The following is a 19,976-nucleotide window of genomic DNA, read 5'->3' as shown; positions in this document are numbered from 1 at the left end:
TTCCCCGCCGTGTTCACCGGCCGCTCCCGGGCGGCGGCGGGGCGTCCCGCACGCCGTGCTGCCGCAGCGACAGCTCCACGGCGAGGTCCCACCGGTCCGACAGCTCCGCCGACATCGCGTGCGCGTCGTCGCACATCGCCTTCGCCACCCGCGCCGTCTCGGCGTCCCCGGCGCGCTCGGCGACGCGCCGCAGCATCTCGGCCGCCGCGATCTGCAGGTGGGCCGCGACGTAGGCGTCCCGCATGTGCTTGCCGGCGGCGTCGCGGCGGCTGCGGCCGAGCCCGGCCTCCGCGACGGCGGCGAACAGCTGCCCCGCGTCCCGGACGATGGACGGGGACGAGTGGTGCGCCCGCAGCCGCGCCTCGATCTCGCGCATGTGCAGCCGCGTCGCCTCCGCGAAGCGGCCGAGCGGACGGCAGGCGTCCGGCTCGTCCGCCACCGTCGTCAGCAGCTCGCTCAGCGTGGCCTCGACGTGCTCCTGGAGCGTGTGCGCGTCCTTCAGGTAGCCGACGAGATGCCGGTCGATCGTCCTCATCGCCGGGTTCCGAACCTGTGTCGGCGGCGCCGGGTCACCTGGGCCCGGAGTCGATGTACCGGCGCAGCACCGGCGTCCGCCCGGCCACCATGACGATCAGTGCGAGCACCGACAGCGCGGACAGCGCGACCATCAGCCTGACCATGCGCGGGCGGACCCGCTTTCCCTTCCTCATGACACGGCTCCTTCTCTGTGCGGTGTGAGTTCTCTCTCTGCTGAGAGTTCCTTAGCGATCAGCCGCTCGATCAGCCGGACGGTCTCCCCGACCGCCGCGCCGACCGGCGCGCTGAGGTCCATTTCCCAGGTGGCGTCGGCCGCCTGCGCCGACGGCTCGCACGCGACCAGCAGGATCCGCGGCGGGACCGGGCCGTTCTCGCGGGCCAGCCGCAGCACCCGCGCCGGGTCGAGCCCGTGCGCGTCGACCGCGGCGCCGCCGAAGCCGCCCGAGTCCGGGTCGGGTTCGGCGACCCGGACGGTGCCGGGCGCGTCGCCGCTGGCGGCGGCGCCGACGAGGATCGCGGTCCGGTGGCCGTCCCCGAGCGCGCACATCAGGTCGACGCCGCGGATGCCGAAGTCGGTGATGTCGACGCCGTCCGGCACGGGCCGCCGCCGCAGGCGCCGGACGACCTCCACGCCGAACCCGTCGTCGCCGTGGAAGACGTTCCCGATCCCGGCGACGAGGACCTTGCGGGACGACTCGTCGCTCGGCAGCGGGTCCACCTCGTCCAGGCCGATGAAGAACCGGTGCCCGAGGGCGTCGCCGCCGGGCGTCCCGCCGGGGTCGCGATCGACCGCGACGAGCAGGTGCAGGCCGCCCTCCAGGTCGTCCTCGACCCGCTCGACGGTGGCGGCGCGGCCGACGATGGCGAGGTCGAAGGCATCGGCGCCGCCCTGGGGGCGCAGCCGGACCCGGCTCCCGGCGGTCAGCTCCCGCCCGCGGACGAGCGCCCTCGCGCTCACCACGCCGCCGTCTCCCGCCGCTCGTTCCCGGCGAGGCCGAGCACGCTGAGGAACAGCAGCCCGTCGCCCTCGGTCCCGAAGCGCAGGTCGCCGGGTCCGTCCGGGGCGACCTGCGGCCAGTCGTAGAGGACGACCGGCGCGGCGAGGACGGTGCCGTGGTCGCCCGGCCGGCCCGCGAGGACGGGCCACAGCCCGTCGCTCCGGCACCCGGCGACGGCGCCGGCCAGCCGGTCGGGCGGGTCGGCGGACGAGACGAACACCCCGCCGCGGGCGCTCGCCACGACGTGCGCGCAGAGCATCCCGGCGCGGTCGGCGTCCTCGGGCCCGGCCGCGTCCCCGCCGTTGACGATGTCGACCCGCAGCCGCACGGCGCCGTCCCCGGCCGGGACGGCGGACGCGTCGACCCAGCCGGCCACCCGCTCCCACGACCGCCGGAGGCGCGCGCCGCCGCCGATCTCCTCGTCCTCGGTGCCGGGCGGTACCGCGACCGGGATCCGGATGGGGCCGGTCAGCATGCGCCGCACGGTGATCCGGCCGCCGGTGATCTCGCGTTCGCGGGCCTCGTCCCAGGTCGTGAACGTCTCGCCGCCCCGCTGGAGCCCGTCCACCGGGGTGTCGCCGTCCATGACCTGGCGGTGCACCACCTGCAGGAAGCGCAGGGTGATCTCGATGTCGGCCTCGGGCGCCGCGTCCAGGACGAACTCGGCGCGCAGCGTCCAGCGGTCGCCGGTGCGTTCGGCGTAGGCGCGCGGGTGGACGCCGCCGACCGTCCACCGCCGGCGGTTCTGCGCAGGCGGCCGGCGGTAGGGCCACAGCAGGTGGCCCTCGTAGAGGACCGCGTCCGCGACCGCCCTCACACGGTCCACTCTTCCTCCTCGCGCCGCGCCTCGGCCTTCCGGAGCAGTTCGTCGACCGTGTCGTCGAACGAGGAGTGCGCGCGGCGCTCCCGGTAGTCCGACAGCCGGCCGAAGCAGGCGTCGTCCAGGCGGAGCCAGCGGGCGGGGCCGTAGTAGTGGTCCATGAGGTCCCGCCACGCCTGGACGGGCAGCACGCCGGCCGCCTCGCGGCGCCAGGGGGCCTGCCGGGTGCGCAGCGGCCCGTCCTCGCCCGGGTAGAAGACCGTGCCCTCGAAGGCGAGGTCGAGGGGGACGTCGCCGCCGTCGAGCGCGCGCAGGTAGCGGTCGGCGCCGGCCTGCGCGTCGTGCCCGCACGGCAGGGACAGCGTGACCTCCGTCGCGCCGCGGAACGTCGGCACGGTCGCGCCGACGCGCGCCCACGCCAGGGCGTCCAGCGCCGTGTCCCAGGTGTCGGGCGTGCCGAACACGGCGGTGAGCCGCTCGCGTTCGGCGTCGTCGTGGTCGCGGCGCGACGCCGCGATCGTCACGGCCGCGGTGAGCAGGACGCACTGGACGGGCCCGCCGTCCGGCCGCCGCAGCCCGATCCGCAGCTCCAGCGCCGGCGTCGCCGCGGACGTCCCGGCCTCGATCCCGAGCAGCTCGAGCCCGAGTTCCGGCGCGCCGCTCATGCCCGCCCCCCGCGCGCGGGTTCGCAGATCATCACCAGTGCGGACTGCCCTGCCGCATGCCCCCGAAACACCGCCCGGAAAACCGCCGCCCGCAGCCCCGGCAGTTGGTAAACGAATGGTTCTCGGACACGGACGGCACACCTCTGACAGCCCCCTGAGCTAGGCGAACGCCGAGAAAGGGGAAAGCCCGATACGAACCCGGGCCGAGCATCACCGCGGCATTTTCCAGCCAATTGCCCGATTGGCGGACGGCAGTCGCAACCCCGGTCATGGGAAAGTTTTCCGCAGCCATGCCGGACACCCGACCCGCGGCCTCCCCCAAGGGCCGGCCGGGCTCCTCGCCGGTGGTGCTTGACCTTGAGCGCGCTCCAGCTCTTAGCGTTCTGCGCGATCGCCTAACGAGGGAGAGCGCAGGATGCAGTACCGCAAGCTCGGCCGTACCGGCGTCGAGGTCAGCAGCCAGTGCCTCGGCGCGATGATGTTCGGCGCGGTCGGCAATCCCGACCACGACGACTGCGTGCGCATCGTCCACCGGGCGCTGGACGCCGGGATCAACTTCATCGACACCGCCGACATGTACTCCGCCGGGGAGAGCGAAGAGGTCGTCGGCAAGGCCATCAAGGGGCGCCGGGACGGCATCGTCCTCGCGACCAAGTGCTTCTTCCCGCTGGGCGAGGAGCGCAACGGCCGGGGCGGGTCGCGGCGCTACATCGTCCGCGCCGTTGAGGACAGCCTCCGGCGGCTGGGCACCGACCGCATCGACCTGTACCAGATGCACCGCCGCGACTGGGACACCGATCTGGAGGAGACCCTCGACGCCCTCACCGACCTCGTCCGCCAGGGCAAGGTGCTGTACGCGGGGTCGTCGTCGTTCCCGGCCGACCAGATCGTGGAGGCGCAGTGGGCCGCCGAGCGGAGGGGCGGCGTCCGGTTCGTCTGCGAGCAGCCGCAGTACTCGGTCTTCGCCCGGTCGATCGAGGAGTCGGTGCTGCCCGCCGCGCGGCGGCACGGCATGGGCGTCATCCCGTGGAGCCCGCTGGCGGGCGGCTGGCTGACCGGCAAGTACCGGCGCGGGGAGCAGCCTCCCGCGGGCGCGCGGTTCGCGCACTCCGACAACCCGGCGTGGCGCGGCCGCAGCGTCGACGTGGACCCCAGCGCCCCCGTCCGCTACGACGCCGTCGAGCGCCTCGCGAAGATCGCCGAGGAGGCCGGCCTCCCGCTGACGCACCTGGCGCTCGCCTTCGTCGGCGAGCACCCGGCCATCACCTCGACGATCATCGGCCCGAAGACGATGCCCCAGCTGGACGACCTGCTCGCCGCCGCCGACGTTCGCCTGGACGCCGCCGTCCTGGACGCGATCGACGAGGTCGTCCCGCCGGGCACCGACATAGCGGGCATCAACCACCGCACCGGGACTCCGGCACTGGACGCCGGGAACCGCCGCCGGTGAGCCCTACTTGATCAGCGGGTCGCGGGGGAGCTTGAGGATGCGTTCGGCGATCTGGTTGCGGGTGATCTCGGAGGTGCCGCCGGCGATCGACATGCCGCGGGAGCCGAGGCGCATCAGGCCCGCGAACTGGCCGAGTCCCTCGTCGAACGCCGTGCCGGGGCCGGCGAACTCGGCGAGCAGGTCGGCGGTGGCGTGGCCGTGCTCGGCGAGGACGAGCTTGGTGATGTTGCCCTCGGGGCCGGGCTCGCCGCCGGCGACGGCGCGTTCGGCGGAGCGGAGGTTGAGCAGGCGGAGGGCCTGCTCCTCGGCCAGGTGGGCGCCGACGCGCTCGGCGGCGGCGGGAACGCGGTCGCCGTGCTCCTTGTACAGCGTGATGAAGTCGGGCCCGGGCGGGCCGCCCACGCCGCCGCCGATGCTGACGCGCTCGTTGCCGAGGGTGGCGCGGGCGACCGTCCAGCCCTGGTTCGGCTCGCCGACCACGTCGGCGTCGGGGACGAAGACGTCGGAGAAGAAGACCTCGTTGAAGTCGGAGCCGCCGGTGATCTGGCGGAGCGGCCGGACCTCCACGCCCGCGTGCTGCATGTCGATGACGACCATGGTGACACCGGCGTGCTTGGCCGCGTCCGGGTCGGTGCGGACGGTCGCGAACCCCCAGCGGCAGTGCTGGGCGCCGCTCGTCCACACCTTCTGGCCGTTGACGATCCAGCCGCCCTCCACCTTGACGGCGCGGGTCTTCACGGCGGCGGCGTCCGAGCCTGCCTCGGGCTCGCTGAACAGCTGGCACCAGACCTCGGCGCCGGTGAGCGCGGGCCGCACCCAGCGGTCGACCTGGTCCTGCGTGCCGTGCTGGACGAGGGTGAGGATCACCCAGCCGGTGATGCCGAGCTGGGCGCGCTTCACCCCGGCGGCGCGGAACTCGTCCTCGATGACGAGTTGCAGCCCGGCGCTCGCCTCCACGCCCCACGGGCGCGGCCAGTGCGGCTGGACGTAGCCGGTGTCGATGAGCTTCCGCCGCTGCTCGGCGGCCGGCAGCGCGGCGATCTCCCGGGCCAGCGCGCGGATCTCCGGACGCCGGGCCTCCGCCTCGGGCGGCAGGTCGAGGGTCGTCTCGCGGACGACGCCGGCGGCCTTCAGGCGGGTCACGTCCCGCTCGGCGGAGTGCGGGTCGAACACGGCCGCCAGCGTCGCGGCGCGCCGCATCAGCAGGTGGGCGTCGTGCTCCCAGGTGAACCCGATGCCGCCGTGCACCTGGATGTTGAGGCCGGTGTCGGTGGTGAACGCGGGCAGGGCGAGCGCCGCGGCGACGGCCGCCGCGAGCTCGAACTGGTCGGCCGGCCCGGACGCGGCCCGCGCGGCGTCCCACACGGCGGCCGTGGCCAGCTCGGCGGCGACGAGCATGTTCGCGCAGTGGTGCTTGACCGCCTGGAACGTCGCGATGGGACGGCCGAACTGCTGCCGCACCTTGGCGTACTCGACGGCGTTGTCCACGCATTCGAGGGCGCCGCCGACCGCCTCGGCGGAGACGAGCGTGCGGGCGATCGCGGTGGCCCGGACCCGGGCGCCGGTCAGGACGTCCACGGCGGCGCCGTCCAGCGTGACGCGGGCCGAGCGGCGCGACGGGTCCAGGTTGCCGGGGACCTCGACGGTCACGCCCGGCGCGTCCGCCCGCACGACGATCATGTCGTCGCCGGCCGCGAGGACGAGCAGCTCGGCCAGGCCGCCGCCGAGCACGACTCCGCCGTCGCCGTCCGCGGTGCCGTCGCCCAGGGTCAGCGAGCCGCCGATGCCGAGCGCCGCCGGGACCGCCCCGGAGGCGAGGTCCGGCAGCAGGCGCGCCCGCTGCCCGCCGTCTCCGGCGGCCGCGACCACCGCGGACGCGATCATCGTCGGCAGCATCGGGCCGGGCGCGGCGGCGCGGCCGAGCTCCTCGGCGACCACGACCAGCTCCGGCAGGCCCGCTCCGCCGCCGCCGTGCTCCTCGGGCAGGTGCAGGCCGAGCAGCCCGAGGCCGGCGAACTCCGCCCAGAACGCGGGCAGCGGCTCCTTCTCGGCGTCCAGCAGCGCGCGGTTCGCGGCCCGCGCCCCCTGGTCGCGCAGGAACGCGCGCGCCGTCCGTGCCAGCTCGCGGTGCTCCTCGCTGATGGCGATCGCCATGACCCCTCCAAGCGTCGTTCCGTCGGTAACCAGAATGGCATTCGGTTGCCGTCCGGGGCGAGGGGTCGGCGCGATCTATCGCAGCGCTTCGACGAAACGCATCGCCTCGTCGCGGCCCATCCCCGTCTCCGCGCAGACCACCGCGACGGCCGACTCGTAGTCGCCCGCGCGCCGGAACGCCCGGGCCCGGTCGGCCAGCGTCCCGCCCCCGTCCACCGGCGGCGGGGCCACGAACCCCTTCTGGACCGCGTCGACATAGTCCTTGGCGGCCTGCCGCACGAGCGCGGTCTCCACGCGGACCATCGCGACCGCCGGCTTCACCTTGCCCTCGGCGATCAGCGCGCGGACCTTGGCCTCCACCTCGGGCGGCACCTGCCGGGCCAGGACCTCGCCCTTCAACCCGTCCACGTACTCCTTGGCGTCCTTGAGCCCGAGCCCGGTGGCCTCCCGGACCAGTTTGATGGCCGGAATGTACTGGCCCCTCCCGATCAGGTCGTCCACACGCATGCGGGCCTCCGGGGTCAGGTGCCGGACAGGCGCCGAAGATTTCACGAGTACTCCTCTGGCCGGGGGCGGACGGGCCGATTCTCGCCGACTCGCGGCCGCACCGCATCCGCCCCGAGGGCTTCAGGCCATCGGGCGGCGGCCGAGGAGGGCCACCAGCCGCTCCCCGCCGAAGGCGTCCGGCGGGGGCTCGACGGGGGCGGCGAACAGCGGGCCGCGCGGCGGCTCGGGCAGCACCAGCGGGCAGACGGCCAGCAGGTCCTCGGCCAGCAGCGGCGGGATGGGCCGGGGCTTTCCGGTGGCCTGCGCGATGTCCCAGCCGTGGACGGCGACCTCGAGTGCGCCGGCCCGGGCCAGCATCCCGCCCGGCAGCCGCCGGTCCCCGACCGCGACCGCGTCGAGGGCGGCGGACGCCCGCAGCACGCGGACGGCCCGCACCCGCAGCGCCGACACCGGGTCGTCCGGCGGCGTCCCCGGTTCGGACTCCCTCCCGACGCGCCCCGCGCTCATGCCCTCGTGCAGCGCGGCCAGCGATTCGCCGAGGTGCACGAGGAGCATGCCGAGGTCCCAGGCCGCGCACGGCGTCCGGCGCGCGAGCATGTCCGGCGTGACCGCCTGGACGGTCGTCAGCGCGAACCCGATGGCCCGATCCAGCAGCCTGCCGCCGCACGCGTCCGCTTGCACACCGGCCTCCGATCGGGTGATGGCCCACTGCTGTGTGGACCGCGCCCACACCGAATAGTCATCGCCCAGGGCACCGTGTGCGGAGCGTCAGGTGGTCAGGCGGTGGCCTCGACCTCGGCGCGGGTCAGGACGGGGTCGGGGGCGGTCGGGGCGGTCGAGGCGACCGCGGCGGTGACGCCCGCCGCGACCCGCGCCTCGGCCTCGCGGTACTCGCGGATCGGGCCCGTCGCGTCGTGCAGGCCGTTGAGGACGAGCCACAGCGTGCTCCGGCGGGCGCGCAGGACGAGCGGGTTCGGCGGCCGGTAGAGGCAGAGCTTCTGCGCCCACTCCGGGAGCATGTCGCGGGCGGCCCAGTCCATGAACGGGCCGCCGGGCTCCCACGGCTTGACCTTGCTGTCGCGGAGGTTCGGCCCGGTCTGGAACGCCTTGATCGGGGTGAGCGCCAGGCGCGGCAGGTAGGACTCCAGGCATTCGGCGACCTCGGCCTTGGTCGCGGGCAGGTCGGTGCCGCCGAGGGCCTCGCCGACGCGGACGAATTCGCGGTAGTAGCGGTCGATGTCGCGCAGCGGACGCCGGTGGTAGCGCTCGTGCGCGGTCGCCAGCCCCCAGACGACGGTGGCGTAGTTCCAGCGCAGCCACTCGGGGTCGTCGGCGTCGTAGGCGAGCCCGTCCGGCCGGGTGCCCTTGATGGTGTGGTGCATCGCCCGGACGGTGCGGGCCAGGCGCTCGGCGGTCGGCGTGGAGCCGTAGGCGGTGCCGATGAAGAAGGACAGGGAGTGCCCGAGCCGGACGGCGGCGCCCTCCGGGTCGATCCTTCCCGTGGGGATGCCGTCGACCCGCTCCGGAATGCGGGAGTGGTCGTAGGCCATCCAGCTGATGCTCGGGTCGAGGCCCTCGATGTAGGCGGCGCCGACCAGGCCGAGGATCAGCGTGGGCAGGTGCGAGTGGACGTACCAGACCGCGCTGCCGGGCCCGAACCAGCCGGGGTCGCCGTCCGGTCCGGCGAAGTCCAGGCCCTTGAAGAACCTGGAGCGGATCTCGGCGTCGAAGGCCCGCTCGAACCGCGTCGCGACGGGATTGGTCTTGCCCTGACTGATTCTGCCCTGACGGGTCTCGGCCGGCATCTGCACTCCCAATTCTGGCTACAACCGTGGCCAGAATAAGCATCTGGGTACGCCCGTGTCCAGACTCGGCCGGGCGGACGGGACGGGCCGGTATCGTCGGGGCATGGCGAACGCGCGCACGGCCACGTCCACCCGGTGGGCCGGGGTCCCGGCGAGCCGCCGGCGGGACGAGCGGCGGGCGATGCTCGTCCGGGCCGCGTACACGCTGTTCGGGGACGAGGGCGAGGCCGCCCTGACGGTGCGCGCCGTGTGCCGGGAGGCCGAGCTGCACACGCGCTACTTCTACGAGAACTTCGCCGGCACCGACGAGCTGCTCGCGGCCGTCTACGACCGGGAGGCCACCGCGCTCGCCGACGCGCTGGCGGGGGCGCTCGACGAGGCCGGCCCGAGCCCTAAGGTCCGCACCCGCGCGGGCATCCGCAGCGTGCTGCGCTTCATCAGCGACGACCCGCGCAGGGGGCGGGTCCTGTTCGCCGAGGCGCGCGGCAACGAGGTCCTCGCGGAGCGGCGCCGGGCCGCGCAGACCGCCCTGCTGGACGGCGTCCTCGCGATGAGCAACATCGAGGACCCGGCGCTCCCGGTCGTCATCGCCGCGACGATGTTCACCGGCGCCATGACCGAACTGGCCCAGCAGTGGGCGGACGGAAGGCTGGGCGACGACCTGGACGCGGTGGTAGACAGCGCCGTAGACCTCTCCCTAGCCCTCCACACCACCGCCGCGCGGCACGCCTGACTTCCGTTGACCTGCGGCGTGTTGTTGTTATGCGGGCGCTCATAACAACAACACGCCGCAGGTCAACGATTAGGTGAGCAGGGTCAGGGCGCGGGCCAGGGGGATTACGTCGGCGTATTTCGCCTGGAGGTCCAGCAGGTTGGCCTCGTGCAGGCGCCGGTCGCGGTCGCCGCACGCCTCGTCCACCACGAGGGGGCGGAACCCGTGTTGCAGGGCGTCGGTCGCGCTCGCCCGGATGCAGCCGCTCGTGGTCAGCCCGCAGATGAACAGCGTGTCGATGCCGGACGCGGTCAGCGTCGCCGCCAGCGACGTCCCGTGGAACGCGCTGGCGTACTGCTTGGTGACGACCGTCTCCCCCGCCCGGGGGGCGGCCCCCTCGGCGAAGTCGCCGAGGGGGCTCCCCTCCTCGAACACCCGCAGCGCGGGGACCTTGCGGCGGAACAGCCCGCCGTCCGCGCCGCCCGGCTGGTAGCTCACCCGCGTGAACAGCACCGGCACGCCGGCGGCCCGTCCCGCCCCGATGAGCGCCGCGGCCGCGGACAGCGCGTCCTCGACCGGGGCGCGCAGCGGCGACCCGTCCTCCAGGTACGCCCGGACGAAATCGACCACCAGCACCGCCGGGGCGTCACCGCAGCCGAGGCTCTCGCCGAATCCCGACGCCCGGTAGTCGGCAACGAGGTCGTCCGAGCCGTCCGGGCCGGTCATCGGCGCAGGGCGTCGGCGGAGCGGACGTCGACCGGCGGGCGCGGCGCGGGCAGCCCGGTCTCCTCCTCGCAGCGGTCGAGGATCTCCGCGAGCGGCGGCCCCATGTCGAAGACGGGGATCTCCGTCCGCGCCGCGGTCATCTCCGCCCGCAGCAGCTCGGTGGCCTGCACGTCGAGCACACCGTCGTCGCCGCAAACGACGCCGTACCCCGCACGGGCGCCCTCGGCGGTGACGAGCCCGCGCAGCACCTCCTGCGCCACCAGCTCGGCGGGACGGGCGAGCGGGTCGCCCCATCCGCCGCCGCCCCACGTCACGAAGTGCAGCACGTCGCCCGGCGCCACCGGCACGTCGTGGACCTTGCTGGGCAGCACCTCGCGGGTGCCGTCCGCCCGGTCGATCCACTTGCGGCCCCGCTCCCCCGGACGCCCGCCGTTCACGCCCCACGGATAGGTGAGCCAGCGGTCGTCGTGGATCGCGATCGTGCCCGGCTCCTCGAAGTGGTAGGCGACGTCCACGCCGTTGCCGCCCCGGTGCAGGCCGGCGCCGCCGGAGTCGGCGATCGTCTCCCACCGCTCGATCCGCAGCGGGTAGTACGACTCCAGGTACTCGCAGGGGATGTTGACGAACGACGGCCACAGCGAGTGACCGTCGGGGCCGTCCCCGACCGGGCGCCCCGGGACGCCGCCGAACCCGATCGAGTACAGCTGGAACCACTCGCCCTCGCGCGGCCCGGACGTGTAGTGCCCCGAGTACATGAAGTGCGGCGAGGACGAGAACCCGGCCGCGTTCAGGATCTCCGGGTTCGTCTGCCCGAGCAGCCCGCCGAACAGGTCGAACACCCGGCCGATGCCGTGGTTGCGGGCGTTCAGCGCGGCCGGGTGGCGCGGCTTCCAGAACGAGTCCTCGGGGATCGTGACGTCGATCAGCGGGTAGAAGCCGTCGTTCCACAGGATCTGCGGGTCGGCGACCGTGATGACGTAGATGCCGAAGAACATCCGGACGAGGTTCTCGTTGATGAAGTAGTTGACCGGCCCGACCGCCTGCGGCGCCGCGTGGCTGAAGTCGAGGTGGATCTTCTCCCCGGTCCGGGTGAGGGAGATCTTCAGCTCGTAGGGGCCGTAGCCGCAGCCGTCGTCGCAGATGTAGTCGGCGAACTCCAGCGTCTGCCCGTCCTCGAAGAGGGTGGCGAGCAGCACCTTCATCGCCTGGTAGTTGCGGTCGAGCAGGGCGTCCAGCGCGGACAGGTACGTCTCCACGCCGAACCTGTCGCACAGCTCGGTGACCCGCCGCGCGGCCGTCGTGCAGGCCGCGACGAGGCCGTTCAGGTCGGCGCGGTTCCAGTCGGGCATCCGCACCTGGTTGAGGATGATGCGCAGCGCCGCCTCGTTCAGCTCACCGCCCTCGTACAGCTTGAACGGCGGGACGACCACGCCCTCCTCGTAGATGGTGCGGGCGTCGGCGGGCATCGAGCAGGGCGTCTTGCCGCCGACGTCCGACATGTGGCCGAACATCGACGACCAGCCGACGAGGCGTCCCCGGTGGTAGATCGGCACGACCAGCAGCCAGTCGTTGGCGTGGCTGATCGCCGCGCCGCACGCGTACGGGTCGGACGTCATCAGGATGTCGCCCTCGCCGATCGTCCCGTCGAAGTTCTCCAGGAAGTCGGGCACCGACAGCCCGAACTGGCCGACGACCATCTTCCCGGACGGGTCGGCGATCAGCGGGAACTCGTCGTGCTGCTCGCGGATGCCCGGCGACAGCGCGGTGCGGAACAGCACCTCGTCCATCTCGTAGCGGGCGTTGCGCAGCGCGTTCTCGATGATGTCCAGGGTGACCGGGTCGACGTCGACCCGGGCGGCCGGCTCGGTGGTGGTCTGCAGGATCTCGGCCATCAGCCCTCCTCAGTCGGACGGATCAGCAGGCTGCCGCTCGGGTGCACGGTCGCGGCGTGCCCCGGCAGGACGAGGGTGGTGGAGTCCATCTCGACCACGACGGCCGGTCCGGCCACCACGTCCCCGGCGCGCAGTCGGGAACGGTCGAAGATGCCGGCGGGCACGGACGCGCCGTCCATCCACACCTCGGTTTCGCGGACGCGCGCCGCGGACGGGTCGCCGTCCCCCTCGGGAAGCGTGCGCCAGGCGACCTCGGGGCGCGGCCCGCTGACCGTGACCCGCAGGTTGATGACCTCGCGCTCGTTGTCGAGCAGGAACGAGAACAGCCGCTTGTGCTCGGCGTCGAACGCGGCGCCCAGCTCGGTGAGCAGGTCGCCGTCCACGGTCTCGCGGTCCACCTCGACGGGGATCTCGAAGCCCTGCCCGTGGTAGCGCAGGTCGATCTGGTAGGTCGCGGTCTGGCTGCCGCGCGGCACGCCCTCCGACTCCAGCCGGGCGGCGGCCTGGTCGGCCAGCTCGGCGAGGACGGCGCGCAGCTCGTCGTCGTCGAGGGTGGAGAAGCGGCGCACCATCGTGCGGGCGCTCTCGTCGCGGGCGCAGGTCGTCGCGTCTCCGTAGGCGCACAGGACGCCCGGCGACGGCGGCACGATCACCGGCCACGAGCCGGTCAGCCGGCCGAGCGCGTTGGCGTGCAGCGGGCCCGCGCCGCCGAACGACACGAGCGCGAACTCGCGCGGGTCGAAGCCCTGCTGGACGCTGATCAGCCGCAGCGCGCCCAGCATGTTCTCGTTGACGATGTCGATGATCCCGGCCGCCGCGGCCTCCACGCTCGGCAGGCCCATCGCCTCGGCGACGCCGCTCACGGCCTTGCGGGCCGCCTCGACGTCCAGCGAGATCTCACCGCCGGCGAGCTGCGTCGGCAGGTAGCCGAGGACGACGTTGGCGTCGGTGACGGTCGGCTCGGTGCCGCCCGCCCCGTAGGCGGCGGGGCCGGGGTCGGCGCCCGCCGACTGCGGGCCGACCCGCAGCGCCTTGGTCAGCTCGGGGACGTGCGCGATCGAGCCGCCGCCCGCGCCGACGCTGCGGACGTCCACGCTGGTGGCCCGGACGGTGAGGTCGCCGACGCTGGTCTGCCGGCCGATCCGGGGGTTGCCGCCGAGCACCAGTGCCACGTCCGTGGACGTCCCGCCCATGTCGAAGGTGAGGAAGTCGCCGAACCCGGCCTGCTCGGCGAACCACACGGCGCCGGTCACGCCGCCCGCCGGGCCCGACAGCAGCAGCGACACCGGGTCCTCGGCCGCCTTGGACGCCTGGGTGAGCCCGCCGTCGCTGCGCAGCACCGACAGCGGCGCCGCGATGCCGCTGCCGGTCAGCGACCGGTCGAGGTTGCTGACGTACCGGGCGACTTCGGGCTGCACGTAGCTGTTCGCCACGGTCGTGACGGTGCGCTCGTACTCCCGCATCTCCGGCAGGACGTGGCTGGACAGCGACACCGGCACGCCGGGCAGCTCCTCGGCCGCCAGCTCCGCGACCCGCCGCTCGTGCTCGTCGTTGGCGTAGGAGTTGATCAGCGAGACGGTGAGCGCCTCGATGCCGGCCCCGGCGAGCCTGCGCAGCTCGGCGCGGGCGCGGTCCTCGTCCAGCGGGGTGACGACCCGTCCGTCGGCCGCGATCCGGCCGGGGACCTCGACGGTGTGCTCCAGCTTGGCGAGCGGCTCCGGCTTCGGCCAGATGATCCAGCCGGCCAGCCCGCCAGGCACGAACGACCGGGCGATCTGCAGCACCTGCCGGAACCCCTGGGTCGTCACCAGCCCGACCCGCGCGCCCCTTCCCTGCAGGATCGCGTTGGTCGCCACCGTCGTGCCGTGCAGCACGTGCGCGACCTCGGACAACTCGATCCCCGCGTCCAGGCACACCTTCCGGATGCCGTTGAGGACCCCCTCGGACTGGTCCGCCGGAGTGGACGCGGTCTTGGCGCGGTGGCTGACGCCGGTCTCCTCGTCCACCAGCAGCACGTCGGTGAACGTGCCTCCTACATCGACGCCTAGGCGATAGCCCATGCCGGCCTCCCGATGCCGTGCTCGTTACTCAGATGGATCCGCGCTCGGCCAGCGCGGCGATCTCGTCTTCTCGCAGGTCCAGAAGGCCGCCGTACACCTCCCGGTTGTGCTCGCCGAGCGCGGGGCCGGCGTGGCGCACCGACCCCGGTGTCTCGCTGAGCCTGGGGAACGCGTTGTGCATCGGGAGCTCCCCGAAGTCGGGGTGGACGAGGCGCACGATCGCCTCGCGGGCCGCGAAGTGCGGGTCGTCGAACATGTCCTTGGCGGTGTAGATGCGTCCCGCCGGGACACCGCCCTCGTGGAGGGTCTCCAGGAGGGCCTCGGTGTCGAGGGTCGCCGACCAGGCGGAGATCAGCTCGTCCAGCTCGGCCATGTTGCGGCCCCGGTCGGCGTGCCCGGCGAACCGGGGGTCGGCGGCGAGTTCGGGCCGTCCCATCGTCTTGGCGAGGCGCCCGAACACGGTGTCCTGGTTGGCGGCGATCAGGATCATCTCGCCGGACGCGGTCGGGTACACGTTGCTGGGCGACACGTTCGGCAGCACGGACCCGGTGCGCTCGCGCTGGTAGCCGGCCACGGCCCACTCGGGCAGCAGCGACTCCATCATCGCCAGCACCGCCTCGTAGATCGCCGAGTCGACGATCTGGCCGCGCCCGGTGCTGCTCCGGTGGTGGACGGCGACGAGCGCGCCGATCGTGGCGAACACCGCGGCGAGCGAGTCGCCGAGCGAGATCCCGGCCCGGGACGGCGCGTTCCCCGGGTCGCCGGTCACGTACCGGATGCCGCCCATCGCCTCGCCGATCGACCCGTACCCGGCGCGCGGCGCGTAGGGGCCGCTCTGCCCGAAACCGGACACCCGCACGAGGATCAGCCCCGGGTTCGCCTCGCGGAGCGTGTCGAAGTCCAGCCCCCAGCGCTCCAGCGTGCCCGGACGGAAGTTCTCCACGACGATGTCGGCCCGCGCGATGATCCGCCGCGCGAGGTCCTGCCCCTCGGGCGTGCGCAGGTTGCAGGTCACCGACTTCTTGTTGCGCGCGACCACGGGCCACCACAGGGACTTGCCGTGCGGCTTCTCCCGCCCCCACTGGCGCATCGGGTCGCCCGCGCCCGGCGACTCCAGCTTGATCACCTCGGCGCCGAAGTCACCGAGCAGCTGCCCGCAGAACGGACCGGCGAGCAACTGCCCCATCTCCACCACGCGCAGATCGGCGAGCGGCCCCCGGGCGTCCTGCATGGCACCGTCGTGCGTCGACATCTGGCAAACCCTCGTTTCACTCGTCTCATGCCGGTCATGGCCGGTCGTGCTGTCCGTACCGTTCATGCCTGTCGCACGTGTCACGCGCGTATCGCGCTGTGCCGTGCTCTTCGTGCCGTCGTGCCGTCGTGCTGCCCGTGCCGGTCGTGCCGTTCGCGCCGGGGCGCTGGTCGGTCGTGCGGGCCGTGCTGTTCGCGCGGGTTGCGCGGGTTGCGCTGTGCGGTGCTGGTCGGTCTAGTCGTGGTGCTCGTGTGAGTCTTGTGGGGCGCTGGGTTCGTGCGGTGGTTCGCGGCGGTCGGGGGTGGCGCGGAGCAGGACGGCCTTCGCGGCGAGTACGTGTGCGCGCATCACCGACTCGGCCCAGGTGCCGTCGGCCGCGCGCAGGGCGGCGACCAGCTCGCGGTGGTGGGCGGAACTGCGGGTCAGGTCGTCCGGCGAGTACCGGTGGAAGGTGCGCATCACCAGCGGGAGCTGCACCACCGCGTTGAGCATCGACACCAGCCGGGTGCTGGCGGCCGCGGCGCGGACGATGCCGTGGAACTCGGCGTTCAGCTCGGCGACCCGGTCCAGGTCCTGGCCGTCGCCGGACGCCGCGGACTCCTCCATGAGGTCGCACAGCTCCGCCATCCGGCCGGTGTCCTCGGGCTCGATCCGGGCGGCGGCGCGGCGGGCGGCCGCGCCCTCCAGCAGCATCCGCAGGTCGTAGATCTCCTCCAGGTCCTCCGGCGTCCAGTCGGGGACGCGGGCGCCGCGGTGCGGCAGCACCTCGACCAGCCCCTCGACCTCCAGCCGGCGCAGCGCCTCCCGGACCGGCGTCCGGCTGGAGCCGGTCTGCTCGGCCAGCTCGGCCTCGCCGAGCCGCGCGCCGGGCGGGTGGACGCCGGCCAGGATGCCGGCGCGCAGCCGTGCGTAGACACGGTCCACGGCACGGACCATCCGAACCTCCTCGCTGGATCGATTGCATGCAACATAGGCACTTCAGTCGCTTGACACAAGAGTTCTCCCTGACCGATTCTGCAGTACATCCACTGATTGCATACAAGGGAAGGGCGATGGCGGACGTCGAACTGATCGAGGTGGGTCCCCGGGACGGGCTGCAGAACGAGGCCGCGATCCTGCCCACCGCCGACAAGGTGCGGCTCATCGAGCGGAGCGTCGCCGCCGGGCTGCGGCGGATCGAGGCGGTCAGCTTCGTCAACCCGAAGCGCGTCCCGCAGATGGCGGACGCGGAGGCGGTGATGGAGCGCCTCCCCCGGCCGGACGGGGTGCGCTATGCCGGGCTCGTCCTGAACCGGCGCGGCCTCGACCGGGCGCTCGCCACCGGCGTGGACGAGGTCAACGTCGTCGTCGTGGCCACCGACGAGTTCAGCCGCCGCAACCAGGGCTGCACGGTCGAGGAAGGGGTGGCCAACTGGGCGCGGATCGCCGCCGACGCCCGCGCCGCCGGGCTCTTCCGCACCGTCACCATCGCCGCGTCCTTCGGCTGCCCGTTCGAGGGCGAGGTGCCGGCCGAGCGCGTCCTGGACCTGGTGCGGCGGGTCGCCGAGAGCGAGCCCGACGAGATCGCGCTGGCCGATACGATCGGCGTCGGCGTCCCCGCGCAGGTGCGCACGCTGCTGGCGGGCGCCGCCGAGATCGCCCCGGACGTCCCGCTGCGCTGCCACTTCCACAACACGCGCAACACCGGCTACGCCAACGCCCTCACCGCGCTCGACCAGGGGGTGAGCGCGCTGGACGCGAGCACCGGCGGCTTCGGCGGCTGCCCGTTCGCGCCCGCCGCGACCGGCAACATCGCGACCGAGGACCTGCTCTACTCACTCGACCGCATGGGCGTCGCCACGGGCGTCCGGATGGCGCCGGTCGCAGAGACGGCGGCCTGGCTGAGCGAGCGCCTCGACAGCCCGGTACAGGCCCTGCTCGGCCGCGCCGGGCCGTTCCCCTCGGCTCGCTAGCGCGTCACCACTGCGGGGTCGTGCCGTCCCGCTGCAGGAACTCCAGCCGGTTGCCGAGGTTGTCGGCTGCGTAGAACCGGCGGTGACCTGGGAAATTGTCGTCCCAGTCGACTTGGACGCCGTGCTCGGCCAGCCGCTCGGCCAGCCCGTCCAGGTCCTCGACGCGGATGCCGGGGTGCGCCTTGCGGGCCGGGCGGAAGTCCTGCTCGACGCCCAGGTGGATCTCCAGCCCGTCCGCGCGCACCCACAGCCCGCCCCGCGCGGCCAGCACCGGCGGCTTCGCGACCTCGCTCATCCCCAACGCGTCCACGTAGAACGCGCGGCACGCGTCCTCGCTGCCCGCCGGGACGGCGATCTGCACGTGGTGCAGCCCGAAGGCGAACGGCGTCTCGTGGTCCGGTCCGTACCCCTGCGCGGAAACCTCGCTCATGATCACATCATCGCGCGGGTGAAGTACACGCGGATAGTGGTTCCGTCCGGCCCGGTGTGGACGCGCACCAGGTCGGCGAGCTTGTGGACGAGCAGCAGCCCGCGGCCGCCGACCGTGTCCGGCGGGACGGGACGCCGTCCGGCCAGCGGATCGGTGATGTGCCCCGCGTCGCTGACCTCGATGATCAGGTGGGTGGCGTCGTACCAGAGGCACAGCACGCCCGCGCCGCCGCCGTGCTCGACGGAGTTGGCGGTCAGCTCGCTGGCGACGAGTTCGGCGTCCTGGACGCGGTCCTCGGTGAGGCCCGCCGCGGCGGCGCACTGCACGACCATCGCCCGCGCCACCTTCAGCGTGCGCGCGTTGAAGGGCAGCCGCCGCGGCCGGTCGGACGGCTCGACGCCGGCCCGCGCCCCCGTACCCGGGTGATCGCCGACCCGCTCCCCGCTGCCGGTCATGACCGTCCCTCCGACCGCACTCCTTGCCCTACGGCAATCATGAATGGTACCGACTGAGAGCGGACGGCACGCCCGCTTCCCCATCGCTCTTCCCTGGTCACCGCAACTTAGACGATCGCTTCGACGGCACGGTCCGACCGTCCTGGACCAGGGTGTCGTCCACTCTGGAGGCCCGCGACTAGCGCGCGGCGTGCAGGTGATCCGGGCCGACCAGCCGCATGCCGTGCTCCCGGCAGGCGGCGAGAAGGGCGCGCTCCTGCCCCACGGTCATTCCCGAACTGCTCACCATGAGGGCGGAGATACCGAACCTGCCGCACGCCTCGGCAACGCCGGGCACGGCGTACGCGGGGACGGCGATGACCGCGAGATCGGGCGCCTCGGGCAGGTCGGCGAGCGTCGCCACGCACGGCACGCCGTCCGCGCCGTTCCCGGCGCAGTGCGGGTTCACCGCGTAGACGGCGCCTTCGAAACCACCGCCCAGCAGGTCGGCGAGGAAAGCCCGGTGCCCGTGGGACACCCCGATGACCGCGACGACCCGCGCCCGCACCCCGCCGGAGAGTTCCGTCATGGCCCAAGCCTCTGACGCGGCAGGTCGCGGAGCAGGGTCCCAAAGTCCCCGGCCGGTGGGACCAAGGTCCCCGTTCCGTCCGCACCTCCCAGTTCGCACACTGGAGGGAGGACGGCCTTCGGGCTTCCCGACCGTGAGGGACGGCATCCCGTGGATCTCAACGCACCCGACCGCACGCTCCGGATCGGCGGCCGTCCGCTGCCGGTCGCCGGCCCCGCCCGGATGTACGTCTGCGGGATCACCCCCTACGACGCGACCCACCTCGGCCACGCCCGCACCTTCGTCTGGGCCGACGTCGCGGCCCGCGTCCTGCGGCACGCGGGCGCGGACGTGCGCGTCTGCCGCAACGTCACCGACGTCGACGACGTCCTGAACCAGGCGGCCCACCGCGCCGGGAGCCCCTACGACAGCTTCGCCGCCGTCCAGCAGTACTACTTCGAACGCGACCTCGACACCCTCGGCGTCCACGCCGTCGACCACCAGCCCCGCGCGCACAACCACGTCCGGGACGTCATCGCGCTCGCGCAGGGCCTCGTCACGTCCGGCCACGCCTACGTCCGCGACAACGCGGTCTACTTCCACGGCGCCGGCGTCCCCGCCCTGCCCGGCGGCGAAGCGCACGCCCTCCTGGCCGAGTACGGGGACGAACCCGACGACCCCGGCAAGAGGCACCCGTTCGACGTCGCGGTCTGGCGCCCGTCCCGCTCGGGCGAGCCCGCCTGGCCCAGCCCGTGGGGTCCCGGCCGGCCGGGCTGGCACGCCGAGTGCGCCGCGATGGCCATGGCGACCTTCGGACCGTCCCTCGACCTGCACGCCGGCGGCACGGACCTGCGCTTCCCGCACCACGCCTACGAATCCGCGATGGCCGAGGCGCTGACCGGCGTCCACCCCTTCTCCCGGGCCTGGCTGCACGTCGGCATGGTCCGCCGCGACGGCGAGAAGATGGCCAAGTCGACCGGCAACCTCGTCCTGGTCTCCGACCTTGTCTCTTAT

At 73.6% G+C, this 19,976-nt stretch carries 21 protein-coding genes; 4 read left to right on the top strand and 17 right to left on the bottom strand.

Going from position 1 to position 19,976, the window contains the following annotated elements:
• Positions 1–13: 13 nt before the first annotated feature.
• Genes E1284_RS17430 through E1284_RS17415 form a run of 5 tightly spaced genes read right to left on the bottom strand, consistent with a single transcriptional unit; the run spans position 14 to position 3,020 of the window.
• Complete coding sequence (locus E1284_RS17430; RefSeq protein ID WP_131940148.1) at positions 14–535, bottom strand: DUF892 family protein; 522 nt, start codon at positions 533–535, stop codon at positions 14–16.
• 34 nt (positions 536–569) lie between these two features.
• Positions 570–710, bottom strand: a complete 141-nt coding sequence (locus tag E1284_RS41555; RefSeq protein WP_165965311.1) for a hypothetical protein — start codon at positions 708–710, stop codon at positions 570–572.
• A complete protein-coding gene (locus E1284_RS17425) occupies positions 707–1,498 on the bottom strand; it encodes a hydrogenase maturation protease (RefSeq protein WP_207923806.1) in 792 nt (263 codons plus the stop codon). The genes E1284_RS41555 and E1284_RS17425 overlap by 4 nt, the downstream gene beginning before the upstream one ends.
• The gene (locus tag E1284_RS17420; RefSeq protein ID WP_131940147.1) at positions 1,492–2,361 is read right to left on the bottom strand and encodes a hypothetical protein; all 870 of its coding nucleotides are present in this window, start codon (positions 2,359–2,361) and stop codon (positions 1,492–1,494) included. Before E1284_RS17420 ends, E1284_RS17425 begins: the two co-directional genes overlap by 7 nt.
• Complete coding sequence (locus E1284_RS17415; RefSeq protein WP_131940146.1) at positions 2,349–3,020, bottom strand: DUF6084 family protein; 672 nt, start codon at positions 3,018–3,020, stop codon at positions 2,349–2,351. Before E1284_RS17415 ends, E1284_RS17420 begins: the two co-directional genes overlap by 13 nt.
• Before the next feature lie 415 nt (positions 3,021–3,435).
• On the opposite strand from E1284_RS17415, the gene E1284_RS17410 reads away from it, so the two are divergent.
• Positions 3,436–4,470 carry an aldo/keto reductase gene (locus E1284_RS17410; protein WP_131940145.1) on the top strand — a complete coding sequence of 345 codons (1,035 nt, stop codon included), beginning with the start codon at positions 3,436–3,438 and terminating at the stop codon, positions 4,468–4,470.
• 3 nt (positions 4,471–4,473) lie between these two features.
• Here the strand turns inward: E1284_RS17410 and E1284_RS17405 are convergent, their stop codons facing one another.
• From E1284_RS17405 to E1284_RS17390, 4 genes are all read right to left on the bottom strand, one after another.
• Complete coding sequence (locus tag E1284_RS17405; RefSeq protein WP_131940144.1) at positions 4,474–6,624, bottom strand: acyl-CoA dehydrogenase family protein; 2,151 nt, start codon at positions 6,622–6,624, stop codon at positions 4,474–4,476.
• 75 nt (positions 6,625–6,699) lie between these two features.
• Entirely contained in the window at positions 6,700–7,176 is a 477-nt protein-coding gene (locus E1284_RS17400; RefSeq protein ID WP_207923805.1) for a ribosomal protein L7/L12, read from the bottom strand.
• 75 nt (positions 7,177–7,251) lie between these two features.
• Positions 7,252–7,812, bottom strand: coding sequence for a TIGR03086 family metal-binding protein (locus E1284_RS17395; protein ID WP_207923804.1), 561 nt, complete (start codon positions 7,810–7,812; stop codon positions 7,252–7,254).
• A 95-nt stretch (positions 7,813–7,907) separates the two neighbouring features.
• Positions 7,908–8,936, bottom strand: coding sequence for an oxygenase MpaB family protein (locus tag E1284_RS17390; protein ID WP_131940143.1), 1,029 nt, complete (start codon positions 8,934–8,936; stop codon positions 7,908–7,910).
• 103 nt (positions 8,937–9,039) lie between these two features.
• Between E1284_RS17390 and E1284_RS17385 the strand changes: the two genes are divergently transcribed.
• Positions 9,040–9,669 (top strand): TetR/AcrR family transcriptional regulator, encoded by a 630-nt coding sequence (locus tag E1284_RS17385; protein WP_131940142.1) that lies wholly within the window; start codon positions 9,040–9,042, stop codon positions 9,667–9,669.
• A 69-nt stretch (positions 9,670–9,738) separates the two neighbouring features.
• Here the strand turns inward: E1284_RS17385 and E1284_RS17380 are convergent, their stop codons facing one another.
• The 5 genes from E1284_RS17380 to E1284_RS17360 all read right to left on the bottom strand — a co-directional run bounded on the left by E1284_RS17380 (position 9,739) and on the right by E1284_RS17360 (position 16,514).
• On the bottom strand, positions 9,739–10,374 hold the full coding sequence (locus tag E1284_RS17380) for an isochorismatase family protein (protein WP_131940141.1): 636 nt from the start codon (positions 10,372–10,374) through the stop codon (positions 9,739–9,741).
• On the bottom strand, positions 10,371–12,266 hold the full coding sequence (locus tag E1284_RS17375; protein ID WP_131940140.1) for a hydantoinase B/oxoprolinase family protein: 1,896 nt from the start codon (positions 12,264–12,266) through the stop codon (positions 10,371–10,373). Before E1284_RS17375 ends, E1284_RS17380 begins: the two co-directional genes overlap by 4 nt.
• Complete coding sequence (locus E1284_RS17370; protein ID WP_131940139.1) at positions 12,266–14,326, bottom strand: hydantoinase/oxoprolinase family protein; 2,061 nt, start codon at positions 14,324–14,326, stop codon at positions 12,266–12,268. The genes E1284_RS17375 and E1284_RS17370 overlap by 1 nt, the downstream gene beginning before the upstream one ends.
• A 28-nt stretch (positions 14,327–14,354) precedes the next feature.
• Positions 14,355–15,578 (bottom strand): CaiB/BaiF CoA transferase family protein, encoded by a 1,224-nt coding sequence (locus E1284_RS17365; protein ID WP_243714546.1) that lies wholly within the window; start codon positions 15,576–15,578, stop codon positions 14,355–14,357.
• A gap of 234 nt (positions 15,579–15,812) precedes the next feature.
• Positions 15,813–16,514 (bottom strand): GntR family transcriptional regulator, encoded by a 702-nt coding sequence (locus E1284_RS17360; RefSeq protein WP_131940138.1) that lies wholly within the window; start codon positions 16,512–16,514, stop codon positions 15,813–15,815.
• 116 nt (positions 16,515–16,630) lie between these two features.
• Here E1284_RS17360 and E1284_RS17355 point away from each other — a divergent pair, with 116 nt between their 5' ends.
• Positions 16,631–17,530: a hydroxymethylglutaryl-CoA lyase gene (locus tag E1284_RS17355; protein ID WP_131940137.1), complete on the top strand. Its 900-nt coding sequence runs from the start codon at positions 16,631–16,633 to the stop codon at positions 17,528–17,530.
• 4 nt (positions 17,531–17,534) lie between these two features.
• On the opposite strand, the gene E1284_RS17350 is transcribed toward E1284_RS17355, so the two are convergent.
• The 3 genes from E1284_RS17350 to E1284_RS17340 all read right to left on the bottom strand — a co-directional run bounded on the left by E1284_RS17350 (position 17,535) and on the right by E1284_RS17340 (position 18,983).
• Positions 17,535–17,960: a VOC family protein gene (locus tag E1284_RS17350; RefSeq protein WP_131940136.1), complete on the bottom strand. Its 426-nt coding sequence runs from the start codon at positions 17,958–17,960 to the stop codon at positions 17,535–17,537.
• A 2-nt stretch (positions 17,961–17,962) separates the two neighbouring features.
• Positions 17,963–18,415, bottom strand: a complete 453-nt coding sequence (locus E1284_RS17345; protein WP_207923803.1) for an ATP-binding protein — start codon at positions 18,413–18,415, stop codon at positions 17,963–17,965.
• A 178-nt stretch (positions 18,416–18,593) separates the two neighbouring features.
• The gene (locus E1284_RS17340; RefSeq protein ID WP_165965310.1) at positions 18,594–18,983 is read right to left on the bottom strand and encodes a CoA-binding protein; all 390 of its coding nucleotides are present in this window, start codon (positions 18,981–18,983) and stop codon (positions 18,594–18,596) included.
• Positions 18,984–19,133: 150 nt separating this feature from the next.
• On the opposite strand from E1284_RS17340, the gene E1284_RS17335 reads away from it, so the two are divergent.
• Positions 19,134–19,976: class I tRNA ligase family protein (locus tag E1284_RS17335; protein ID WP_243714545.1), on the top strand; the 843-nt coding region annotated here is incomplete at its 3' end.

It is taken from the genome of Actinomadura bangladeshensis, assembly GCF_004348335.1.
Lineage (GTDB): Bacteria > Actinomycetota > Actinomycetes > Streptosporangiales > Streptosporangiaceae > Spirillospora > Spirillospora bangladeshensis.
The sequence above is the reverse complement of the archived record's forward strand: the minus strand, read 5'-3'. Positions and strand labels throughout refer to the sequence as shown.

What these genes read in the sequence shown, in the direction of transcription:
- E1284_RS17430 (WP_131940148.1), bottom strand. Translation starts at nt 535, where the DNA reads ATGAGGACGATCGACCGGCATCTCGTCGGCTACCTGAAGGACGCGCAC.
- E1284_RS41555 (WP_165965311.1), bottom strand. Translation starts at nt 710, where the DNA reads ATGAGGAAGGGAAAGCGGGTCCGCCCGCGCATGGTCAGGCTGATGGTC.
- E1284_RS17415 (WP_131940146.1), bottom strand. Translation starts at nt 3,020, where the DNA reads ATGAGCGGCGCGCCGGAACTCGGGCTCGAGCTGCTCGGGATCGAGGCC.
- E1284_RS17410 (WP_131940145.1), top strand. Translation starts at nt 3,436, where the DNA reads ATGCAGTACCGCAAGCTCGGCCGTACCGGCGTCGAGGTCAGCAGCCAG.
- E1284_RS17405 (WP_131940144.1), bottom strand. Translation starts at nt 6,624, where the DNA reads ATGGCGATCGCCATCAGCGAGGAGCACCGCGAGCTGGCACGGACGGCG.
- E1284_RS17390 (WP_131940143.1), bottom strand. Translation starts at nt 8,936, where the DNA reads ATGCCGGCCGAGACCCGTCAGGGCAGAATCAGTCAGGGCAAGACCAAT.
- E1284_RS17385 (WP_131940142.1), top strand. Translation starts at nt 9,040, where the DNA reads ATGGCGAACGCGCGCACGGCCACGTCCACCCGGTGGGCCGGGGTCCCG.
- E1284_RS17380 (WP_131940141.1), bottom strand. Translation starts at nt 10,374, where the DNA reads ATGACCGGCCCGGACGGCTCGGACGACCTCGTTGCCGACTACCGGGCG.
- E1284_RS17375 (WP_131940140.1), bottom strand. Translation starts at nt 12,266, where the DNA reads ATGGCCGAGATCCTGCAGACCACCACCGAGCCGGCCGCCCGGGTCGAC.
- E1284_RS17370 (WP_131940139.1), bottom strand. Translation starts at nt 14,326, where the DNA reads ATGGGCTATCGCCTAGGCGTCGATGTAGGAGGCACGTTCACCGACGTG.
- E1284_RS17365 (WP_243714546.1), bottom strand. Translation starts at nt 15,578, where the DNA reads ATGTCGACGCACGACGGTGCCATGCAGGACGCCCGGGGGCCGCTCGCC.
- E1284_RS17360 (WP_131940138.1), bottom strand. Translation starts at nt 16,514, where the DNA reads ATGGTCCGTGCCGTGGACCGTGTCTACGCACGGCTGCGCGCCGGCATC.
- E1284_RS17355 (WP_131940137.1), top strand. Translation starts at nt 16,631, where the DNA reads ATGGCGGACGTCGAACTGATCGAGGTGGGTCCCCGGGACGGGCTGCAG.
- E1284_RS17350 (WP_131940136.1), bottom strand. Translation starts at nt 17,960, where the DNA reads ATGAGCGAGGTTTCCGCGCAGGGGTACGGACCGGACCACGAGACGCCG.
- E1284_RS17345 (WP_207923803.1), bottom strand. Translation starts at nt 18,415, where the DNA reads ATGACCGGCAGCGGGGAGCGGGTCGGCGATCACCCGGGTACGGGGGCG.
- E1284_RS17340 (WP_165965310.1), bottom strand. Translation starts at nt 18,983, where the DNA reads ATGACGGAACTCTCCGGCGGGGTGCGGGCGCGGGTCGTCGCGGTCATC.